The organism is Sinomonas terrae (assembly GCF_022539255.1).
Taxonomy (GTDB): domain Bacteria; phylum Actinomycetota; class Actinomycetes; order Actinomycetales; family Micrococcaceae; genus Sinomonas; species Sinomonas terrae.
In genome coordinates, this window is sequence record NZ_JAKZBV010000001.1 from 2403745 (window position 1) to 2424989 (window position 21245).

A 21245-nucleotide genomic window follows, 5' to 3' on the forward strand; every position below is an offset into this window, starting at 1 on the left:
ACGGAGCGTCATCTGCGCACTGTTCGCTCTGAGCGAATGGCTGCTTTAGAAGCTGGCGCTGTCCTGGGCGGCCGCCCGGAGTGCCTCAACTGCGGCGGCAGGATCCTCTGCGCCATAGACGGCGGACCCGGCGACGAACACATCTGCTCCCGCCTCGGCGGCCCGCTCGATGGTGGACGAGGAGATGCCTCCGTCAACCTGAATCGCCACCTTGGCCCCGCTGCCGTCGACGGCAGCCCTTGCCTTCCGGATCTTCGGAAGCGTCACGTCGAGGAACGCCTGGCCGCCGAAGCCCGGCTCGACCGTCATGACGAGCAGCATGTCGATCTCGGCCAACATCTCGAGATAGGGCTCGACGGCGGTCGCAGGCCTGAGCGCCATGCCTGCCTTCGACCCTCGGGCTCGGAGCTCCCGTGCCAGCTTGATGGGCGCGATGGCAGCCTCGGCGTGGAAGGTCACCGATGCGAGGCCCAAGTCGGCGTACAGGGGGGCCCACCGATCGGCGTCGGCAATCATGAGGTGCGCGTCGAGGGGAAGCGGGCTCACGGCCTGGAGCCGCTCGACGACCGGCAGCCCCAAAGTGAGGTTCGGCACGAAGTGGTTGTCCATGACGTCGACATGGACTGCGTCGGCGGTGCTGATGCGCGCAAGCTCCGCCTGAAGGTTGGCAAAGTCGGCGGACAGGATGCTCGGGTGGATGCTGCAGCAGCTCACTCAGGACTCCTTGCTGGGTGCGTCGGTCGGTCCGCCGAGGGCGGGGCGCTTGCGGAAGAGGGCGAGGAACATCGCGTCCGTGCCATGGACGTGGGGCCAGAGCTGCGCGGTCCGCTCGTGGCCCGCGCCAAGCGGGCGGAGGGCGACGGTGTCGAGGGCCTCAGCGGCGTCGAGCTCCTCGATGTCCGTGCGACGGCGCAGGGCGTCCTCGACGACGGCGACGGTCTCGGCCGGATGTGGGGAGCACGTCACGTAGCCGACGACGCCCCCGGGCGCGGCGGCATCGATCGCCGCGTCGAGCAGCTCCCGCTGGAGTGGCCCGAGTTCGGCGATGTCCTCCGGGGTTCTGCGCCAACGGGACTCGGGTCGACGGCGCAGTGCGCCGAGTCCGCTGCACGGCACGTCCACGATGACGCGAGAGAAGGTGCCCTGGAGCTCGGGAGCGAGGGTCCGGCCGTCACCTGTGCGAACGGACCACGCCTCGCCCGGCACAGGCCTGAGGGCCTGCCGCACGAGGTCCGCGCGGTGCTCCGCCGGTTCGTTGGCAAGCAGGAAGGCCCCCCGCTCCTCGGCGAGGGCGCCTAGGAGCGCGGCTTTTCCACCGGGGCCGGCGCACAGATCAAGCCAGCGCTCGTTGGCGCTGGCCGCAACCCCCTGTTGCGTGACGGGCACGGCCGCGACGGCGCGGGCAACCAACTGCGAGCCCACGTCCTGCACGCGTAGGGTGCCGTTCCGCACGGAGGACCATCGTCCCAGGTCGCCACCAGACGAGAGCGCAGAATCCTCGACGAGCTCTCCGAGCGTGGCACCTTCCTCGAGTGCCTCTTCAAGGCTGCCGATCCCTGGGAGGGCCACGAGGTTGACGACGGGGGCCGCGTTGTCGGCCTCGAGCAGGGCCTCGATCTCGGCGGAGGGGCGCCCGTGGGCGACGAGCGACTGGCGCAGTGCCCGAACGATCCATGAGGGGTGGGCGTGGCGGATAGCAGCCGCCTCCGTCTCGTCCGCGCCCGCAGTCAGCCCATCGAGCCATTCCCCGAGGCTCTGCCCGCTGGCGCGCCGCAGCACGGCGTTCACGAGGGACCCGGGCCCGGCACCCACGACGGCGCGGGCGAGGGCGACCGTCTGGTTGAGCGCGGCATGTGGAGGAACCCGCATCGCAAGGAGCTGGTGTGCTCCCAGTCGCAGGACGTCAAGCACGGCCGGGTCGAGCCGGTCGAGCGGGCGGTCTACGCAGCGGGCGAGAATCGCGTCATACATCCCCTGACCGCGAAGCGCCCCGTAGGCAAGCTCGGTCGCGAACGCTGCGTCCCGGCGATCGAGGTGATGGTGGCGGATCCGGGCAGGCAGCACGAGGTTCGCGTACGCGTCATCCCGGGAGACCGCGCGCAGCACCTCGAAGGCGACGAGCCTGCTGGAGTCTGCCGTCCGGGACCGCTGGCTCGGAGCCTGCTGGCTGAAGCGACGGGGGGCCGAGCCTCCCCTGTTCCGCTCGCGGCCCTGCTCGTTCCGGCGTTGGCCGTGCTCTCGGCCGCCTCGCCCCTGTCCGTGGTCGCCCTGGCCGCCGTCGCGCTGACCCGAATTGCCGCGACGTCCGCCTACCGGGCCGGATCCACCCGCCATCATCCGAACCTCAATCCGTCGGGGTTCCCGGCGCCGCGAGCCCAGTCAGCCGCGGCCATCATCTTCTTCCCTGCCGGCTGCACCCGAACGAGTTCGAGGGCGTGCGTCGCCGTCCCGACGAGCAGCACCTTGCCGTCCCACGAGAGGACTCCTCGCTCGAGGCCCTCGACGTCGGGGCGAAGCTTCGGAGGCTCAAGCTTGATCCGCTGCCCATCGAGCAGGGTCCAGGCGCCCGGCTCCGGGGTGACGCCGCGGGCGCGGCGCTCGAGGGCGAGAGCTGGCTGGCCCCAGTCGAGGCGGCCGTCGTCGAGGGAGAGCTTGGGTGCGTAGGTCGGCTGGCCGTCCTGCGGCCGGGGAACGAGGCTTCCCTCCTCGATCCCCTCGAGCGTCCGTGCCAGAAGGCCGGCGCCGCTCTCGGCAAGCTCTGCCAGCAGGTCGCCGGCCGTCGCATCCGGGCGAGGCGTCACAGCCATCGTCCCGTAGACGGGACCGGTGTCGAGGCCCTCCTCAAGCCGGAAGGTCGAAGCACCGACGACGTCGTCGCCGTGGATGACCGCATGCTGCACGGGAGCCGCACCGCGCCACTCGGGGAGCAGGGAAAAATGCAGGTTGACCCAGCCGTAGCGCGGCACCGCGAGCGCAGAGCGGGGCACGAGGCCCCCGTAGGCCACAATCGCGGCCACGTCGGGTGCGAGCGAGGCGAGCTCTGAAGTGACTTCCGGCGTTATCCGCGCGGCCTTGATGACTGGCAGACCAAGCTCCGCGGCACGGCCCGCGACCGGCGACGGCGTGAGGACCCGCTTGCGGCCTATGGGAGCGTCTGGGCGAGTCAAGACTCCAACGAGCTCGAAGCTCCTGTCTCCGGCCTCGTCCGTGCGCGCCAGGCGGTCGAGGGACGGGATCGCGACTGCCGGGGTCCCCGCGAAGAGAACCCTCACGCGGTGGCCCCCGCGCCCTGTGACGACGGACCGCTGAAAGAGCTGCCTCCGAACGACGTGCCCGTGCCGAACGCAGAGCCGACGTGTCCGGCCCGCTTCGTGACGGTCTCGCTTGCGACGCTCGAATAGTCGAGTGCACGGATCGAGCGCTGGGCCGCACGTCGGTCATCCCCCTCGAGCCGATCGACGAACAGGACACCGTCGAGGTGATCTGTCTCGTGCTGGAAGGCTCTCGCCAGCATCCCTTCGGCCGCGACCTCCACCGGATTGCCGTGGAGGTCGTAGCCTCGCGCCTGGACAGCACGGCGGCGTCGGACAGGGAACGCCACGCCGGGAATGCTCAGGCATCCCTCGACGACGTCGTCCTGAAAGTCGTCGGACAGCGTGAGAACAGGGTTCACGAGGTGCCCCCGCTGACCATCGATCTGATAGGTGAAGACTCGCTGCCCCACCCCGACCTGGGGTGCGGCAAGACCCGCACCGTCGACGTCCTCCATGGTCTCCATCATGTCCGCGACGAGACGCTCGAGTTCCGGCCCGAAAACGGTCACGGGGTCCGCGGGCGTGCGCAGCACGGGGTCGCCGATGATCCGGATGGGCAGGATTGCCATGGCAGAAGCAGCCTTTCGATAAGGGTGGAGGACTGGGGAAAGTCTAGTCGCCGACGGTCTCCACAGAAGGCGGAGGTGTGGTGGGCAGCGGCTCACTCGTCAGCTGGACACGCGGTGGTGGTGGAGGAGGCAGTGGCAGAAGAGTCCGGCCCGCAGCGGCAACCTCGACTCGCGCCTCCCATACACGGCGCAGTCCGCAGAACGTGACCCAGTGGTGGCGGCGAACCTCGGGGTTGACTCGGACGGCAGCGAACTCGGTCTCGCCTACGGCGACCGCGATGAGCAGAGGGTCCTCGCCGTACTTCCACGGCTCCCACTCCCCTGCGGCCGGGTCGAGGACACTCTCTTCGGCCTTCATCCCGGCGACGAGCTGCATCGCGACCTTCTCGTCCGGTGGTTTCACGCGACCATCCCTGGTCGTTCCCTTCGTCTTGTAGTCGACGAGGCAGATTCTTCCATTGATCCGCGCCACGAGGTCCAGGGTGCCCGCGTAGCCTAGCGACGTATTCCAGACCGTCTGCTCCGCAGCGATGGGCTCGACGCCGAAGCTCTCCCACCACCGCTCGACGCTGACCGCGAAGCCCTCCTCGCCATGCGATCGAAGGAGATCGCGCGCCTCAGCGAGTTGGTGCGCACGCCCGAGCTCCCGGAGTGCCAGCTGCTCGGCGAACGCGTGGACGCGGTCCCCGCGCTGGGCAGCAGCACGGGCGTATTCCTCCGAGGCGTCGACGGCCGTGCGCACCAGCTGTCGGATCCGGGCAGGACTGTCGAGCGCTGTCCGGAGCTCGGGATGGTCGGCAAGATGGCGAGCGGCCATGTAGCTGCGCCATCCGTCCAAGTCCAGCGGTTGCTGGGCGATGACGGTGGTGATGGAGGGAACGCTCGGATCGGCTGAAAGGGAGCGCCGGTACATCCTGCCGAGGCCGTTCGGAGATTCTGCGGCAAGGCCGGGAACTGTCATAGGGGCACCTTTTCACACCGGTCCGACATTAAGGATCCGCACTGGAGATCCGCACTAAAGATCCGCCGAAAGACAAGGACCCCCGGACAGCGTCCAGGGGTCCATACGTGGGCGATACTGGGTTCGAACCAGTGACCTCTTCGGTGTGAACGAAGCGCGCTACCACTGCGCCAATCGCCCGTTTCGCCCGTCGCCGAGCGCTCTACGACTCTAGCCCACCGCCCCGGCCGATCTCAAATCCCCGCTTCATGCACACACGGCCCTTGAGCCAATCCTTGGGAACCGAATTGCATGCATGTGGTTCCGGTGCCACCCGCGGCATCCATGTGCCGGTCGCGATTTGTGCATCGACCCCGGTTCCTATAGAGTCTTTACTCGTTGAAGCGCGGCCTGAGGCCCAACCAACGACCCGACAGTTCAGCTGATCGCATCGGGTTCTGAGGACAGGGCGGCCAAGCGAAAACCCTGCGGACGTAGCTCAGTTGGTAGAGCACCACCTTGCCAAGGTGGATGTCGCGAGTTCGAATCTCGTCGTCCGCTCGCAGGACACTGTCGGAAGCATCTTGACGGATGCCAACACGGTGGGGTGGCCGAGAGGCGAGGCAGCGGCCTGCAAAGCCGTATACGCGGGTTCGAATCCCGTCCCCACCTCGGTGCAATCCTGGTTCCCGGCCGACGGGATTCGGGCGATTGGCGCAGCGGTAGCGCGCTTCCCTGACACGGAAGAGGTCACTGGTTCGATCCCAGTATCGCCCACGGAGAAGCTTCACGGCTTCCCCTGCGGACGTAGCTCAGTTGGTAGAGCACCACCTTGCCAAGGTGGATGTCGCGAGTTCGAATCTCGTCGTCCGCTCTCTTCTTCTCAACGAAGGGCTCTTGCCGGAGGCCGGTCGCGGGAAGAGGGGCTTGGGCGATTGGCGCAGCGGTAGCGCGCTTCCCTGACACGGAAGAGGTCACTGGTTCGATCCCAGTATCGCCCACACCCTTGGCGCCCTTGAGGCGCCTTTTTCATTGCCTCTCTGATTCCTCGCGTCACGAAACGGGCGCTGCCCGCTCTCAGTCAGCACGTAGCCACGTGTCCGCCGCGCCCAGCACCCCCTCGGAAACCCCGACGCCGAAGGGGTGTTGGATTGGGCGCGACACGTGGCTACCATCGTTCGTGGTGGAGCACAGTGGCTCCCTGAGTGAAAGGAGGTGGCCGTGTCTTCAAGCGACGCCATCATGGACGGGGCCGGTATCAGCGTCAGGAAGCTCGATCGGATCGAGGTTCTCTCCCGAATGCTCGGGGGCCAGTCCTAGAGACACAGTCCTAGGGACTTAGCCGGCGCAACGCCGGACCGACCCACGATACGTCACAGGGATGCCGGTACCGCTGAGAGGCGGGACCGGCATTTCTGCGTCTGGATTTCTGCATCTGGGGAGCGTGCGCCCAGGCTCAGGAAAGCTCGCTCGTCTGCGCTTCCCGGGCGAGGGCGGTGAGACGGGAGACGGCGCGGAAATACTTCTTCAGGTACCCGCCCGCCATCATCTCCTCGCTGAAGAGCTGGTCGAAGGGGACGCCGGAAGCGAGGATCGGAACGTCCTTGTCGTAGAGGCGATCCGCAAGGACGACGAACCGAAGCGCCACGGCCTGCTCCTCGATGGTGTGCACGTCCTTCCAGACGACGCCGTCGATCCCGTCGATGAGCTGCCGGTAACGGCTCGGGTGGACGCCCGCGAGGTGCTTCATGAGGGCACCGAAGTCGTCGACGGCGACGAGTCCGCCGTCGAACTCGGCGTTGATCCGCGAGTCAAGCTCATCCGGGCGAACGGGCGCAGGCGCTGCGGGAAGGCCGCGGTGCCGATAGTCCTCGCCATCGATCCGCACGACGTCGAACTGGTCCGCGAGGACCTGGATCTCGCGCTGGAAGTCGACGGCCGCAAACCGGCCTTCGCCGAGGGCGCCGGGAAGCGTATTCGAGGTGGCCGCAAGCTTGACGCCCGCGTCCGCCAGTTCCCGCATCAGCCGGGACATGAGCACGGTGTCGCCCGGATCGTCGAGTTCGAATTCGTCGATGCACACAAGCCGGTACGAGCTCAGCGCGTCGACGGTCTTGCGGAACGACAGCGCCCCGACGAGATTCGTGTATTCGACGAACGTTCCGAACGCCTTGGGGCCGGGCGAAGTGTGCCAGAGCGACGCGAGGAGGTGGGTCTTCCCCACCCCGAAGCCACCGTCGAGGTAGACGCCGGCGCGGGTCTTGACCTTGCTTCCGTTTCCCCCGAAGAGCCGGGAGAAGAGCCCTCCGCTGCTTCGGGCGCCGTCGATCGATGCGCCGAAGTCCTGAAGCGACCTGACGGCTGCCGCCTGCGAGGGCTGGGCAGGGTCTGGCCGATAGCTCTCGAAGGAGACTTCGCCGAAGCGCGGTGAGGGGTGAAAGCCAGCCAAGAGTTCGTCCACGGACACTTTGGGCGTGCGGGTGGTCAGGTGTGTGACAGTCGCCAAGGAATCCGTCCGTCTCGGGCCCGAAAGGGGCATTACATCGGTCTGAGGGCCAGTGGCAAGGATATCGCGCGGCCGAACGTCATGTTGCGCCTCATGACAGCGGGCGACGACGGCCCTCACTCTTGGGGCGCGTGCTGGCTACGCTGGAAGGGACATTTCAGGGGCGTCGTCCATGGCGCACGCCCCTGGCTCAGCCGAGCGAAAGGCCATGCCATGAGCTACCCTCTCGACACGAACGAGAAGTTCGCTGCCTACGCCCACCCCGAGCGCCTCGTCTCGACGGAGTGGCTCGCTGCCCAGCTCGCCGATGGCGCGCTCGAGGGCGGCAAGCTTGCGGTCGTCGAGTCCGACGAGGACGTTCTGCTCTACGAGACGGGCCACATCCCGGGTGCCGTCAAGATCGACTGGCATACCGACCTTAACGATGAGGTTGCCCGCGACTACGTCGACGGCCCTGCGTTCGCGAAGCTCCTCGCATCGAAGGGCATCTCCCGCGACACGACGGTCGTGATCTACGGCGACAAGTCGAACTGGTGGGCGGCCTACGCCCTCTGGGTCTTCACGCTCTTCGGCCACGAGGACGTCCGCCTCCTCGACGGCGGCCGTGACAAGTGGATCGCCGAGGGCCGCGAGCTCACGACCGACGTGCCGACCCCGATCGAGGGTGACTACCCCGTCGTCGAGCGCAACGACGCTCCGATCCGCGCCTTCAAGGACGACGTCCTCGCACACCTCGGCAAGCCGCTCATCGACGTCCGCTCCGCTGACGAGTACACCGGCAAGCGCACCCACATGCCTGCCTACCCTGAGGAAGGCGCGCTGCGTGGCGGTCACATCCCGACCGCGGCATCGATCCCCTGGGGCCGCGCTGCGGCCGAGGACGGCACCTACAGGTCGCGTCAGGAGCTCGAGGACCTGTACCTCGGCGAAGCGGGACTCACCGCTGGAGACGAAGTGGTTGCGTACTGCCGCATCGGCGAGCGCTCGAGCCACACGTGGTTCGCCCTCAAGTACCTCCTCGGCTTCGACAACGTCCGCAACTACGACGGCTCCTGGACGGAGTGGGGAAATGCGGTGCGGGTTCCGATTGTTAAGGGTGAAGAACGAGGCAGCTGGCCGCTCTCCTAGAGCGCTGTGCATAAGTGCCCGCATCAGGGTGGCGGATGGGCAGCGCTGGCCGCTCTCCTAGAGCGCTGTGCATAAGTGCCCGCATCAGGGTGGCGGATGGGCAGCGCTGGCCGCTCTCCTAGGGCGCCGCACCCAAGTGCTCCCATCAGGCGCGGCGGTCTCCTCGCGAGGCCGCCGCGCTCTTGTCTGGCCGGAACGGCCCGAACGGCCCGGAGTAGTCTGGAAGGAATATGACGACGAATACTACGATCCCCGCCCCCCTCGGCGAGATCATCGACGAGTTCCAAGGGCTTGAAGAGCGTGAGCGCCTTCAGCTGCTGCTCGAGTTCGCCCAGTCGCTCCCCGAGCTGCCGGACCGTTACCAGAACCACCCGGAGCGCCTCGAGCAGGTGGTGGAGTGCCAGTCGCCGGTGTTCATCACGATCGAGACCGAGCCTGGAACCGACGGCGCTTCGCAGGTTGTGCGGCTCTTCCTGACCGCTCCCAAGGAGGCTCCGACGACGCGTGGCTTCGCAAGCATCCTCTTCGAGGGCCTGGACGGCCTGACTGCGGGCGAGATCCTCGCAGTTCCTGACGACATCGCCCATGAGCTCGGTCTCGACCGGGCTGTCTCGCCCCTGCGCCTCCGCGGAATGACGGCGATGCTGGTCCGCATCAAGCGCAAGGTGGCGGGCGAGTGCCATCTGGGCCAGACGGCCTGAGAACAGGTGGCCAAACGGCCTCGAGCGGCCAAGCCCTTCTCGGCAGGTGGCCCAGGAACGCTCGCGACGGCGGCCCTGGACGCTGCTGGCGTTCCCTACACTGCGCATCCTTACGAGCATGACCCCTCTGCCTCGAGCTACGGCCTGGAGGCCGCTGATGTCCTCGGCATTGCTCCCGAACGGGTCTTCAAGACGCTCATGGTGGACGTCGCAGGGAAGCTGTGTGTCGCCGTCGTGCCTGTGAGCGGCAGTTTGGACCTCAAGGCGGCGGCCGCGGCATTCGGCGCGAAGAAGGCGTCGATGGCGGATCCCGTGGCCGCGGAGCGGCGGACCGGCTATGTGCTCGGCGGCATCTCGCCGCTCGGCCAACGTCAGGTCTCCCCCACCGCGATCGACGAGTCTGCATTAGACCACGAGACGATTCTCGTCTCCGGCGGTCGTCGCGGCTTCGACATCGAGCTCGCCCCCGCCGACCTCGTCCGGCTCACGAGCGCTTCAGTCGTACAGTTGCGGTGTCACTGACCGAGTTGTCGCCCTTGTCCGGGGGTCAGCCTCGGGGCGAGGGTCTCGGTAAGCCACGTCACGACCGAGCTTTCCCACCGTTCCGGGTCAACGTTCCATTCCTTCGTGTGGCGTGCCTTCCGAAACGTCTCGAGCGTCACCATCTCCGGGTTGCGCCCGGCAAGTAGCGCTGAAGGGCCGAACGGGACGAATTCGTCATCGACGCTGTGCAGGATGAGCGTCGGAGTCCGGAGTTCGACGGCGCGCGTGACCCAGTCCATGGCGCGGAAGTCCACGGGCGCTGCGAGTCCCGTGATCCGCCGCCCCCAAGGGTGCGCGAGGAGGAACTGTCCGAGGCGCCCGACGCCGCGGGGGATCCTGTTCTTCTGTGCCTGGTGGGCCAGGACGTCCACCCAGTCGACGACCGGCGCGTCGAGCACGAGTGCTCTGATGTACTGGCGGAGCGACGAGAGGTCGGCTGCAGCGAGGCTGATCGCTCCGCCCATCGACCAGCCGAACAGGACGATATCGCTTGCGCCGTGCTCGAGCGCGTAGCCGATGGCCGCCTCGACGTCGCGCCACTCAGTCATCCCGAGCCCGTACCGCCCGTCCGCGGTGGCGGGCGCGTCCCCGTCGTTGCGGTAGGAGACGACGAGGCTCGTGAACCCGAGCTGACGGGCTGGGATGAGGCCGCGGAGGGACTCCTGCCTCGTGGCCCCGCGCCCGTGGACCATGATGGCCCAAGTCGTCGTGGCACCGTTCGGCGCAGGCACGAGCCACGCTGGCGCGACCCCGAGTTCGGTCTCGATGAGAACGTCCTCGAAGTCGTAGCCAAGATCTGCCGGCGAACTGTAGACGACGCCGCTCCAGCGCCCCCGGACCGCCCGATCGAGATCGCCGCTGTACTCGGTGACGACCGGCCGCGTCACCGTCCCTTCGCCCGGGACGTAATCCTCAAGCCGTCCAAGTCGGGCGTGACCGGCGCCCGCGTCGAAGAAGAAGCTGTAGTCGCCGTCGACCACCGTCTCAGGGGTCGCCTTGAGGATGATCCGTCGCTGGGCACCGGTTCCCTGGACCGCAAGGACCTCCTGGTCCTCGATGCGCACGCGTTCCGGCGTCACGATGCGCCGAGCGAAGTAGGCGGCAAGGGCGGAACTGGAGGCCGCGACCGCGGAGGCGGTTCCCAGACCGACCCCGGCGCCGAGGAGAGCCCAGAAGCTGCGGGGTAGGGCTTCTTCGGACCCGTGCTGCCGAGGCGCCTTCCGTGCTGGGGACATACGGCCATTCTTACAGTCGGAACCGGCACCGGGGGCAGCGACCCGGCCAGTGGCGCCTGTGGGGAATTCCGGGGCCGCCCGCTAGTCTGAACCCATGACGGCGCCGATCCTCATCCTGACCGAAGTCGCCTTGGGCCCAGCGGAGCGGACCGCGGTGTCCGAGCTCGTCCAGGGCACTGACGCCCCGCTGGAGGTGCTCGTCCCCTCGGGACGGAAGCGCCGCCTCGTCGTGGACTTCCTTGACCATCTCTCGATGCTCGAATTCGGGAAGGCTTTCGAAGAGCTCTCCGCCAAGACAGACCCGGTGACCGAGCGGGCCGTCGCCGAGACGGCCCTCAACGGTTCCCTCGCAGCCCTCGAAGGCCTGGGCGCTGGGACAACGGGAAACCTCGTCGAGGGCGACCCTGTGGCCGCCCTCGCCAACCGCGCAAGCGCATCGGGGGCAACGCAGGCCGTTGTCGTCACCCTCCCCCACGCCGTGGAGGACACCTTCCATACAGACTGGGCCAACCAAGCGCAACGGAAGCTAGGCATCCCCGTCCTCCACCTGTACGCGGGGACGGGATTCATCGGCGACTCCTGAGCGTTGTGCTGGGTATGGAAGCTTCATTCGAGCCATCACAGGCAGCGACCCGCCCAGCAGATCAGAACACGGTTCCCGCGTCTCGGACCGAAGCGGAGTGGCGCGAGCGGCTCACGCCTGAGGAGTACCACGTGCTGCGGGAGGCCGGGACCGAGCGGGCGTTTACGGGTGAGTACTGGGACACGCACACGAAGGGCAGCTATCGGTGCCGCGCGTGCGGTGCGGAACTGTTCACGAGCCGCGAGAAGTTCGACTCCCACTGCGGGTGGCCGTCCTTCTGGGCACCGCTCGCGAATGACGCGGTCGTGTATCTCCACGACCGCAAGTTCGGCATGGACCGCGTCGAGGTCCGGTGTGCGAACTGCAACTCGCATCTGGGCCACGTGTTCGAAGGCGAGGGCTATGACACGCCGACCGACCAGCGCTACTGCATCAATTCGGTCTCGCTGACCCTCGTGCCTGACGAGAACGAATAGCAGGCTCGAGGCGTCAGCGCCGGCTGTTGACGCGCAAGTGGAAGAGGCCCCGAGCAATAGACCTTCTGTTGCTCGGGGCTTTTCAGCTTTAGCGATGCTTTTTCATGGCTACTCTCGGAATCAGCGTTCCACACCTTCAAGCCGAGAGAAAGCGAGTCCGCCGTGACGACCATTGTGCCCGAGATCCACAGCGTGCCCGAGATCCACAGCGTGCCCGAGACCCACAGCGTGCCCGAGACCCACAGCGTGCCCGAGACCCACAACGCCGCCGCTACAGCAGGAGGCATCGAAAGGTGGTCCGCCGCTGAGGATCCGGCTTGGCTCTCCCTCAAGTCGGCGGCAGTGAGCCTGCAGCCCCTTCAGGCTCGCGATGGCTCCATCCCGGAGCAGTCGGACCACGCCCTCGCCTCGGAGCTCGTCGAGCAGCTCGTCGCCGGCGTCGAAGGGCTCGCCCCACGGTTCCCGCATGATGCGGAGTACCTGCACCTCGCCGTCGCCGATTTCCGCCGCTGGGCCGCAAGTGGCTTCGGCGTCCCCGACTTCCTCGACTCGCTCGTTGCGTTCCAGCCGCAGCTGCACCGCGTGGACGGGCTGCAGCACCTCGTCGTCTTCCCGATGTACACGCAGAACGGGAGCCGCGACCGCCTCGTCGAGGCGGTCTTGGTCGAGGTGGTGTGGCCGGACTTCGTCGGAGAGCTCGAAGCCGGCGCCTACAGCAACAGGCTCTTCGTGCCGATCCGGTTCCTGGACTTCACGCCCGGCTATGCGACGAACTCCGCCGTCCTGTTCCCGGAAACCGTCGCAATGCGCGAGGTGCCGACCTTCACCTGGGGCGCGATCTTCGCCGATCGTGAGGCCGCGCGTTTCCGGCGCGTGCTCGACGCCGCTGCGAAGGTCACGAACCTCGAGCTGCCCGCGGACGCTGCCGAGCTCGTGGCGGATCAGAGGCTCGCGCAGGAGACCTTCGTCATGTGGGACCTCATCCACGACCGCACCCACATGCGCGGCGACCTCCCGTTCGACCCGTTCATGATCAAGCAGCGCATGCCGTTCTTCCTGTACTCGCTCGAAGAGCTGCGCTGCGACCTCACCGCGTTCCGCGAGTCTGTGAAGATCGAGCACGACGAGTCCGCGACGCCCGAGGCGCGCCTGCACGCCAAGCTGGTCCAGTACGCGGTGATCTTCGACCGCATCTTCCGCTTCGCGATCACGGGGAGCCGCGTCCGCAACTACGACGGCCTGGGCGGCCAGCTCCTCTTCGCCTGGATGCACCAGCACCGGGTGCTGCACTGGACGGACACCAAGCTCGCGATCGACTGGGCCGAGGTTCCCGCGGTCGTCAGCGCCCTGGGCGACGCGATCGATGAGCTGTACTGGCGTTCCATTGATCGCCCCAAGGTGGCACACTGGCTCGCAGCCTACGAGCTCGTCTCTGGCACGGTGACCCCGAATCCGGCCTCGGTGTGGGCCAAGGGCCCGGACGCCCTTCCCCTCGCCGGGACCCCTCGCGAGATCACCGACCAGGTGCTCGACGACGAGTTCCCCCTGTCGATGTTCTACGAGGCCTTGGAGAAGAAGATGCGCGCTGTCATCGAATCCACAGCCGGGATCACAGGCGAGACGCCCCTTCCCGGGGCTACGGCGTGAACTCGGACGCGCAGGGCGCGCAGGGCGCAGTCGTCGTTGTCGCGGGGGCAAGCTCGGCCTCTGGGATCGCGACGGTGCGCGCCCTGCGGGCCGCTGGCGCGACGGCGATTGCCGTCGGCAGCAGTGCCGCGCGCCTTGAGGCGGCTTTCGGCCCGCGTGGCGGTGCGGACGACGACGCAGTCCCCCAACGCGAGTGCGACCTCACCGACTTCGGTGCCGTCCAAGCACTGGCTTCGGAGCTGGACACGGCCTTCGGCGCGGTCGACGGCGTAGCCCACCTCGTGGGCGGGTGGCGCGGAGGGCATTCGCTTCTGGACCAGTCGGACGAGGACTGGGATTTCCTCGCGCGCAGCGCGATCACGACAGTCCGCAACACGAGCAGGGCCTTCTACGGAACTCTGCTCGCGTCGCCCCGGGGCCGCTTCGCCATGGTGTCGTCGACGCTCATCGAGCATCCGAGGGCGGGTTACGCAAATTATGCAGCGGCCAAAGCCGCGGCCGAGGCATGGACTCGTGCGGTGGCGCGCGGCTTCGCCTCCGACCAGTCGGAACGCGAAGGCGACCCCGCTCCCCTGACGAGTGCCGCCGTCGTGCTCGCCGTCAAGGCGCTCCTCGACAACGGCATGCTGGCCGCCCAGCCGGGGCGCCGGTTCCCCGGGTACACCCATGTGGACGCCCTCGCCGCCCGCTTTGTCGCCCTGTTCTCCGAGAACGCCGCCGCAGTCAACGGCGCGCGTCTCGACCTCACCAGCTGACGATCCAACGATTAGGCAATACTGTGTCAGTGACTTCGATCCATCCTGCCCATTCCCTCGCCTCAGCCAGCACCGTGACCGACGGCCCCACTGGCTGGCCGCTCCACGACACCACAGTGCGCGGCTTCGCCTCCGACAACTACTCGGGCGCCCATCCGGAAGTTCTCGCAGCCCTCGTCGCGGCGAACGGGGGGCATCAGACCTCCTACGGCAGCGACGACTACACCCTTCGCCTCAAGGATGAGATGCGCCGGCTGTTCGGGGACGGCGTCGAGTCCTACCCCGTCTTCAACGGGACTGGCGCCAACGTCCTGTCGCTCCAGTCGCTCATTCCCCGTTGGGGGGCGGTGATCTGCGCCTCCAGCGCGCACATCAACGTAGACGAGAACGGGGCCCCTGAACGGATCGGCGGGATGAAGCTGCTCGCCGTTCCTGCCGAGGACGGCAAGCTGACGCCTGAACTCATCGACCGCGAGGCGTGGGGCTGGGGGGACGAGCATCGGGCCCAGCCGCTTGCTGTCTCCATCACGCAGACCACCGAGCTCGGCACACGCTACTCGATCGAGGAGATTCGCGCCATCACTGACCATGCGCATTCGGTCGGGATGAGGGTCCACATGGACGGAGCACGCCTCGCGAATGCGACCGCGGCACTTGGCGTCCCCGTGCGTGCGTTCACGCGCGACGCCGGAATCGACATCCTCTCCTTCGGGGGGACCAAGAACGGGATGCTCTTCGGCGAGTGCGTGGTCGCCCTCGCGCCCGAGGCAGCCCACGGTCTCGACTACCTCCGCAAGATGGACATGCAGCTCGCGTCGAAGATGCGGTTCGTCTCGGCCCAGTTCCTCGCACTCCTCGAGGACGATCTCTGGCTCCGGTCCGCTGAGCACTCCAACGCGATGGCAGCACGGCTCCGCGCCGCCGTCGAGGGCCTTGAGGGGGTGGAGCTCACGCAGGAAACGCAATCGAACGGGGTGTTCGCGATCCTGCCGGAGGGAGTGGCGGATCGCCTGCGCGAGCGCTTCCGGTTCTACGACTGGGACGCCTCCCGCCGCGAGGTGCGGTGGATGTGCTCGTTCGATACGACAGAGGGCGATGTAGATGCCTTCGCGGCCGCCCTGCGGGAGGAGCTCGAGCGGTAGGCGAACCGACCCGAGAACGGCGAGGAGTTCCGGCGTGCCATAAGGGCCCTGCCGGAGCCCCGCGACGTACGCTGTGATGGTGACCGCATTAGCTCAGTTGCCTGCGGATTTTCTGAGTGCCCTGCGCTCCTTGCGCGCCGCCGTCGGCCGCCCCGAGCTCCGCCTCCAGGAAATCCCGGCGCCGGCCCGGCTCGCGCCGTATGCCGTGGCGCTCGAGGCCGAGGTTCTCGACCCAGCGAGCAAGAGTGTGGGACTGGACGAAAGCGCCGACGCCTCCTCGTCGCCCGAACTCGCGACAGGCCGCTTCATCCTGCTCCACGATCCGGAGCCGCCCACGGTATGGAAGGGCACGTTCCGGGTCGTGACGTATATTCGCGCCCAATTGGAGCCCGAGATGGCGGAGGACTCCCTGCTCGGTTCAGTTGCGTGGACGTGGCTGGTCGAGGCACTCGAGAAGCACGGCGCGGACTACACGGCGGCGGGCGGGACCGCTACCCGGGTCCTCTCGGAGAGCTTCGGGACGCTTGAGGGCCGCCGCGAGTCGATCGACATCGAACTGCGGGCATCGTGGACCCCTCAGAGCCCGGCGGTCAAGAGCCATCTCGAGGCCTGGGCCGACATGGTCTGCACGTTCGCCGGGCTTCCACCCCTTCCCGACGGCGTCTCCCCGCTGCCCCGCCGCCGTGATTGAGGCCCGGCGTAGACTCAGGAAATCATGACCGCACAGTCCCAAGGCTCCACACAGGCCGGTTCGGAACCCGGCCACCGAGCAGCACCGACCGCTTCCCCTGACACGGAGAACGGATCCACCCACGTCCACGTCGAAGGATTCGTCCATCCCGTCCCCGCCGTCATCGGCCTCGATGAGCCGCGCGAGGGCGTCCCTCTTGTCATACAGACCAAGGAAGGCCTCGAGCGGGCAGCCCATGCGATCGCTGCGGGAAGGGGGCCCGCAGGTGTGGATGCCGAACGGGCCTCGGGCTTCCGCTATGGTCAGCGCGCATTCCTCGTGCAGATCCGCCGCGAGGGTGCGGGCACTTGGCTCATCGACCCGGAGCCGTTCGATGACCTCTCCATCCTCGGAGATGCCCTGCACGGAGTGGAGTGGGTCCTGCACGCCTCGACCCAAGACCTCCCGTGTCTCGCCGAAGTAGGCATGTGGCCCGATCGGCTCTTCGACACCGAACTCGCCGCCCGTCTTGCGGGGCTTCCACGGGTGGGCCTTGCAGCCGTCGTCGAGCATCTGCTCGGGTTCGGGCTCGCGAAGGAACACTCGGCGGCAGACTGGTCCACGCGCCCCCTGCCCGAACCGTGGCTGCGCTACGCCGCGCTTGACGTCGAAGTACTCGTCGAGCTCCGCGACGAGCTTGCCGAACTCCTCGCCGCCCAGAGGAAGCTCGAATTCGCCGAGGAAGAGTTCGAAGCGATCCTCCACGCCGGTCTTCCCACGCCAAAGCCGGACCCCTGGCGCCGCACCTCGGGCGTTCACCAGATCCGCGACCGGCGGCAGCTCGCCGCGGTGCGGGAACTGTGGCTGGAACGGGACGCTCTCGCACGGAAGCGGGACATCGCACCGGGGAAGCTCATCCCGGACGCGGCGATCGTCGCCGTCGCCCGCGCCATGCCAACGACGGTCCCCCAGCTGCTCGCAACGAAGGGATTCCACGGCCGCGCGGCCCAGAGGGAGGCGCCTCGCTGGCTGCGCGCGGTCTCGGCCGCGCGGAATCTGGTGCCTGAGCAGCTCCCGCCGCTTCATCTCGCTACGAACGCACCGCCGCCACCGCGCGTCTGGGAGGACCGGGACCCGGAGGCTGCTGCTCGGCTGCAGACCGTTCGGCCCCGCGTCGCCGCCCTCGCGGAATCGATGGGCATGCCAACCGAGAACCTCCTGACGCCGGACCATCTTCGGCGAATCGCGTGGCGACCGCCGGCAACGCTGACCCCCGCATCACTTGCAGATGCCCTGCACGAACTCGGCGCCCGAAACTGGCAGATCGAACGGGTGCTGCCCACGGTTCTCGAGTCGTTCCAGCATCCCGAGCCCCTCAGCACGAGGAAGAAGGCGCAGCCCGCGGGTGAGTGACAGTCCCGACGAGGACAAATGGGGATTGCCCCTCAAGTTACTCGTCGGTAACATTGGCTCGGGGCGCTCGCAGTCCCGCAACAAGCCACCCTCCCCCTAGGAGCCGCCCATGTCATCGAGCAGGCACATCCGAGACGTCGTCTTCGTCGACGGCGTCCGCACACCCTTCGGCAAGGCCGGCGAGAAGGGCATGTACCACGGCACGCGCGCCGACGATCTCGTCGTCAAGACGATCCGCGAACTGCTACGCCGAAACCCGTCGCTTCCGCCCGACCGCGTCGATGAGGTCTCTGTCGCCGCGACAACCCAGACCGGCGATCAAGGCCTCACCATCGGGCGCAGCGCCGCGCTCCTCGCGGGCCTGCCGCGCACAGTGCCGGGATTCGCCGTCGACCGCATGTGCGCCGGGGCTATGACCGCGGTGACGACGACGGCGAGCGGCATCGCCTTCGGCGCCTACGACGTCGTGATCGCCGGGGGCGTCGAACACATGGGGAACCACCCCATGGGGCAGGGAACGGACCCCAACCCTCGCTTTATCGCCGAACGCATCGTGGACCCGAGCGCCCTCACGATGGGCAGCACCGCGGAGAATCTCCACGACCGGTTCCCTGCGATCACCAAGGAGCGCGCCGACCGCTACGCCGTCGCATCACAGGCCAAGCTCGCAGCCGCCTACGAGGACGGCAAGATCCAGAGGGACCTGGTTCCCGTCGCAACGCACCGGCCCGGGGAAGGATTTGGACTGGCGACTGCGGACGAGCCCCCGCGCCCTGGGACGACGCTCGAGGACCTCGCAACGCTTCGGACCCCGTTCCGCCCGCATGGACGAGTGACGGCGGGCAATGCGGCCGGCCTCAACGACGGGGCGACGGCCTGCCTGCTCGCCTCGACCGAAGCTTCAGAGGAACTGGGGCTGGCGGCGAGAATGCGACTCGTCTCGTTCGCCTTCGCCGGGGTCGCGCCCGAGGTCATGGGCCTCGGGCCGGTTCCGGCGACTGAAAAGGCGCTTGCAAAGGCCGGGCTGGGGATCGAGGACATCGGTCTCTTCGAGATCAACGAAGCGTTCGCGGTCCAGGTCCTCAGCTTCCTCGACCATTTCGGGATCGCGGACGATGACCCTCGCGTCAACCGCGACGGCGGGGCGATCGCCGTCGGCCACCCCCTCGCATCCTCCGGTGTGCGCCTCATGACCCAGCTCGCGCGGCAGTTCGCCGAGTCCCCCGAGACGCGTTACGGCATAACGACCATGTGCATCGGGTTGGGCATGGGTGGGACCGTCATCTGGGAAAACCCGAACCATCCCGACTACCGGAAGGGCGAGTGAATGACTGCCTCAGCCTTCGACCAGTTCGACGCCCTGGCCTCGCAGGTGGCGAACGAGGTCGTCACGCACTCGCTCGTCAAGGACGTCGTCCTTCCTGCTTCGGTTCCGAGCCGCCACCTCACGGTTGCGCTCATCACCCTCGACAACGGGCTCGACCACACCAAGCCCACCACCCTCGGGCCGAACACTCTTGTGGAGCTCGGCCGAACGCTCGAGGGCCTTCGGGAACGCGCTGCTGGGGGTGAGATCGACGCAGTGGCGGTCACGGGAAAGCCCTACTTCCTCGTAGCGGGGGCAGACCTGACCACCGTCAAGCAGCTCCGGGACCCGGAGCAGGGTGCCCAGATGGCCCGACTCGGTCACACGGCGTACGGGCTGCTCGCCGATCTGGGGGTACCGACGTTCGCGTTCATCAACGGCGTCGCTCTGGGCGGAGGGCTTGAGATCGCGCTCGCCTGCACCTACCGGACCGTCTCCTCAGCAGCGAACGGCATCGGCTTGCCCGAAGCCTTCATCGGCCTCGTGCCCGGATGGGGCGGTGTGTACCGCCTTCCGCGTCTGATCGGCCCAGAGGGGGCGCTCAAGATCATGATCGAGAACCCTCTGAGCAACAACCGGACGATTGGCGGCCGAGAGGCCTTCGAACTGGGCATCGCCGACGCGATCTTCGAACCGGCAGACTTCCTCGAACGCTCGCTCGAGTGGGCCGGGGCGATCCTCTCCGGTGAGCAGACCGCGGCGCGGCCGCGCGCCGTCGACCCTTCAGCCGACGCCGACGCCGCCCAACGCTGGGACGCCGCGGCGAAGGCCGCCCGGACCTTCGTCTCGGCCCGGACCGGGGACGCCGCGCCGGCTCCAAGCAAGGTCTTGGACGTATTCGAGGCAGGCAAGCTCGCAAGTCAGAAGGAGGCCGCGGAACTCGAAGTGGAGGCCCTCACCGAACTGACGCAGACGCCCCAGTTCCGGGATACCGTCTACGCCTTCCTCGATCTTGTGCAGCGCCGGGGGAAACGTCCCGCGGGTGCGCCCGACGCAAAGCTCGCGCGTCCCATCCAGAAGGTGGGGGTGGTGGGCGCAGGCCTTATGGCCAGCCAGCTCGCGCTCCTGTTCGCGCGCCAGCTCAAGGTCCCCGTGGTCATGACGGACATCGACCAGTCGAGGGTCGACAAGGGCGTGGCGTATGTCCGGGGCGAGGTCGACAAGCTGCTCGCCAAGGGACGCATCTCGACCGACGCGGCGAACCGGACCAAGGCGCTCGTCACAGGATCTGTCTCGAAGGCCGCGTTCGGTGATGCGGACTTCGTCATCGAGGCCGTGTTCGAGGAACTCGCCGTCAAGCAGCAGGTGTTCGCCGAACTCGAGAGCGTGGTCACGCCCGAGTGCATCCTCGCGACCAACACCTCCTCCCTCTCGGTCACCGCGATGGCCGAGGGCCTCGAACATCCCGAACGGGTCGTGGGCTTCCATTTCTTCAACCCGGTCGCGGTGATGCCGCTCGTCGAGGTGGTTCGTGCCCCTCTCACGGACGACGCCGTCCTCGCCACGGCCTTCGTCCTCGCGAAGTCGCTCAAGAAGACCGCGGTGCTCGTCAAGGACGCGGCCGCGTTCGTGGTGAACCGGGTCCTTCTGCGCCTGATGGGCGAGGTCACGGCTGCGTTCGACGAGGGCACCCCGGCCGAGGTCGCCGACTCCGCGCTCAAACCCCTGGGCCTGCCCATGTCCCCGTTCACCCTCGCCTCGATGGTGGGGCTTCCCGTTGCCCAGCACGTGGCGGAATCGCTGCACGCTTCGTTCGGAAACCGCTTCCACGTCTCGGCGAACCAGCAGGCCCTCATCGACGCGGGGGTCAAGGGCCTGTGGGCGCAGACCGACGAGCGAAGCCAAGAAATCCCGGCGTCCACGCTCGCGCTCCTTCGCTTCGGCAACCACCCTTCGACGAGCGACCAGGTGCTGAGGCGCTGCGAGGATGCCTTGGCCGAGGAGATCGGGCTGCTGCTCGCCGAGGGAGTCGTTGCCGGGCCAGAGGACGTTGATCTGTGCATGATCCTCGGTGCAGGGTGGCCCATGCATCTGGGCGGCATTACACCGTACCTAGACAGGGTCGGAGCGTCCGAGCGGGTCAACGGCAGGAAGTTCCACGCGGAATCCTGACAGCTCGAAGAAGTGGCCACTCGTCGCACTAAAGGTGGCCACTCGTCACCCGAGAAGTGGCCACTCGTCGGGGAGAGTTGACGAGTGGCCACCTTTTCACCGTCGAGTGGCCACTTTTACACCGTCGAGTGGCCACTTCTCGACC

The 21245-nt window shown here is 67.7% G+C and carries 19 protein-coding genes and 6 tRNA genes; 17 read left to right on the top strand and 8 right to left on the bottom strand.

The features are described from left to right. Positions 1–45: 45 nt before the first annotated feature. From rpe to L0M17_RS11230, 6 genes are all read right to left on the bottom strand, one after another. Entirely contained in the window at positions 46–714 is a 669-nt protein-coding gene (gene rpe / locus L0M17_RS11205; protein ID WP_241054038.1) for a ribulose-phosphate 3-epimerase, read from the bottom strand. Then, entirely contained in the window at positions 715–2334 is a 1620-nt protein-coding gene (locus L0M17_RS11210; RefSeq protein ID WP_241056418.1) for an RsmB/NOP family class I SAM-dependent RNA methyltransferase, read from the bottom strand. It abuts the gene before it with no gap. Beyond that, the gene (fmt, locus tag L0M17_RS11215) at positions 2334–3272 is read right to left on the bottom strand and encodes a methionyl-tRNA formyltransferase (protein ID WP_241054039.1); all 939 of its coding nucleotides are present in this window, start codon (positions 3270–3272) and stop codon (positions 2334–2336) included. Before fmt ends, L0M17_RS11210 begins: the two co-directional genes overlap by 1 nt. Beyond that, positions 3269–3883 (bottom strand): peptide deformylase, encoded by a 615-nt coding sequence (gene def / locus L0M17_RS11220; RefSeq protein WP_241054040.1) that lies wholly within the window; start codon positions 3881–3883, stop codon positions 3269–3271. Before def ends, fmt begins: the two co-directional genes overlap by 4 nt. A 43-nt stretch (positions 3884–3926) precedes the next feature. Continuing rightward, a complete protein-coding gene (locus L0M17_RS11225; RefSeq protein WP_241054041.1) occupies positions 3927–4844 on the bottom strand; it encodes a cytochrome in 918 nt (305 codons plus the stop codon). Positions 4845–4952: 108 nt separating this feature from the next. Then, a tRNA-Val gene (locus L0M17_RS11230) sits at positions 4953–5024 on the bottom strand. A gap of 287 nt (positions 5025–5311) precedes the next feature. Between L0M17_RS11230 and L0M17_RS11235 the strand changes: the two genes are divergently transcribed. From L0M17_RS11235 to L0M17_RS11255, 5 genes are all read left to right on the top strand, one after another. Then, positions 5312–5384 (top strand) — tRNA-Gly (locus L0M17_RS11235). Positions 5385–5424: 40 nt separating this feature from the next. After that, positions 5425–5495 (top strand) — tRNA-Cys (locus tag L0M17_RS11240). 33 nt (positions 5496–5528) lie between these two features. Then, positions 5529–5600, top strand: a tRNA-Val gene (locus tag L0M17_RS11245). A gap of 24 nt (positions 5601–5624) precedes the next feature. Further along, a tRNA-Gly gene (locus L0M17_RS11250) sits at positions 5625–5697 on the top strand. Between the two features lie 55 nt (positions 5698–5752). Beyond that, positions 5753–5824 (top strand) — tRNA-Val (locus L0M17_RS11255). Between the two features lie 455 nt (positions 5825–6279). On the opposite strand, the gene zapE is transcribed toward L0M17_RS11255, so the two are convergent. Beyond that, on the bottom strand, positions 6280–7362 hold the full coding sequence (gene zapE / locus L0M17_RS11260) for a cell division protein ZapE (protein ID WP_372498011.1): 1083 nt from the start codon (positions 7360–7362) through the stop codon (positions 6280–6282). 180 nt (positions 7363–7542) lie between these two features. Between zapE and L0M17_RS11265 the strand changes: the two genes are divergently transcribed. The 3 genes from L0M17_RS11265 to ybaK all read left to right on the top strand — a co-directional run bounded on the left by L0M17_RS11265 (position 7543) and on the right by ybaK (position 9680). Next, on the top strand, positions 7543–8457 hold the full coding sequence (locus L0M17_RS11265; RefSeq protein ID WP_241054044.1) for a sulfurtransferase: 915 nt from the start codon (positions 7543–7545) through the stop codon (positions 8455–8457). Between the two features lie 230 nt (positions 8458–8687). Then, positions 8688–9158 carry a SufE family protein gene (locus tag L0M17_RS11270; RefSeq protein WP_241054045.1) on the top strand — a complete coding sequence of 157 codons (471 nt, stop codon included), beginning with the start codon at positions 8688–8690 and terminating at the stop codon, positions 9156–9158. Positions 9159–9164: 6 nt separating this feature from the next. Continuing rightward, positions 9165–9680, top strand: coding sequence for a Cys-tRNA(Pro) deacylase (ybaK, locus tag L0M17_RS11275; RefSeq protein WP_241054046.1), 516 nt, complete (start codon positions 9165–9167; stop codon positions 9678–9680). Here ybaK and L0M17_RS11280 read toward each other — a convergent pair. Next, positions 9674–10936, bottom strand: coding sequence for an alpha/beta hydrolase family protein (locus L0M17_RS11280; protein ID WP_241054047.1), 1263 nt, complete (start codon positions 10934–10936; stop codon positions 9674–9676). The two genes, ybaK and L0M17_RS11280, sit on opposite strands and share 7 nt — an antisense overlap. A gap of 94 nt (positions 10937–11030) precedes the next feature. Here L0M17_RS11280 and L0M17_RS11285 point away from each other — a divergent pair, with 94 nt between their 5' ends. From L0M17_RS11285 to L0M17_RS11325, 9 genes are all read left to right on the top strand, one after another. After that, positions 11031–11519, top strand: coding sequence for a hypothetical protein (locus L0M17_RS11285; protein WP_241054048.1), 489 nt, complete (start codon positions 11031–11033; stop codon positions 11517–11519). 14 nt (positions 11520–11533) lie between these two features. After that, complete coding sequence (gene msrB, locus L0M17_RS11290; RefSeq protein ID WP_241054049.1) at positions 11534–11995, top strand: peptide-methionine (R)-S-oxide reductase MsrB; 462 nt, start codon at positions 11534–11536, stop codon at positions 11993–11995. Between the two features lie 285 nt (positions 11996–12280). Further along, entirely contained in the window at positions 12281–13642 is a 1362-nt protein-coding gene (locus tag L0M17_RS11295) for a DUF6421 family protein (protein ID WP_241056419.1), read from the top strand. Next, positions 13639–14397: an SDR family NAD(P)-dependent oxidoreductase gene (locus L0M17_RS11300; RefSeq protein WP_241054050.1), complete on the top strand. Its 759-nt coding sequence runs from the start codon at positions 13639–13641 to the stop codon at positions 14395–14397. Before L0M17_RS11295 ends, L0M17_RS11300 begins: the two co-directional genes overlap by 4 nt. 74 nt (positions 14398–14471) lie before the next feature. Continuing rightward, a complete protein-coding gene (locus L0M17_RS11305; RefSeq protein WP_241056420.1) occupies positions 14472–15539 on the top strand; it encodes a threonine aldolase family protein in 1068 nt (355 codons plus the stop codon). A 76-nt stretch (positions 15540–15615) separates the two neighbouring features. Next, positions 15616–16230, top strand: a complete 615-nt coding sequence (locus L0M17_RS11310; protein ID WP_241054051.1) for a DUF3000 domain-containing protein — start codon at positions 15616–15618, stop codon at positions 16228–16230. A 24-nt stretch (positions 16231–16254) separates the two neighbouring features. Next, positions 16255–17622 (top strand): HRDC domain-containing protein, encoded by a 1368-nt coding sequence (locus L0M17_RS11315; RefSeq protein ID WP_241054052.1) that lies wholly within the window; start codon positions 16255–16257, stop codon positions 17620–17622. Positions 17623–17731: 109 nt separating this feature from the next. Continuing rightward, positions 17732–18949: a thiolase family protein gene (locus tag L0M17_RS11320; protein ID WP_241054054.1), complete on the top strand. Its 1218-nt coding sequence runs from the start codon at positions 17732–17734 to the stop codon at positions 18947–18949. Continuing rightward, positions 18950–21100 carry a 3-hydroxyacyl-CoA dehydrogenase NAD-binding domain-containing protein gene (locus tag L0M17_RS11325; RefSeq protein ID WP_241054055.1) on the top strand — a complete coding sequence of 717 codons (2151 nt, stop codon included), beginning with the start codon at positions 18950–18952 and terminating at the stop codon, positions 21098–21100. Positions 21101–21245 lie beyond the last annotated feature (145 nt).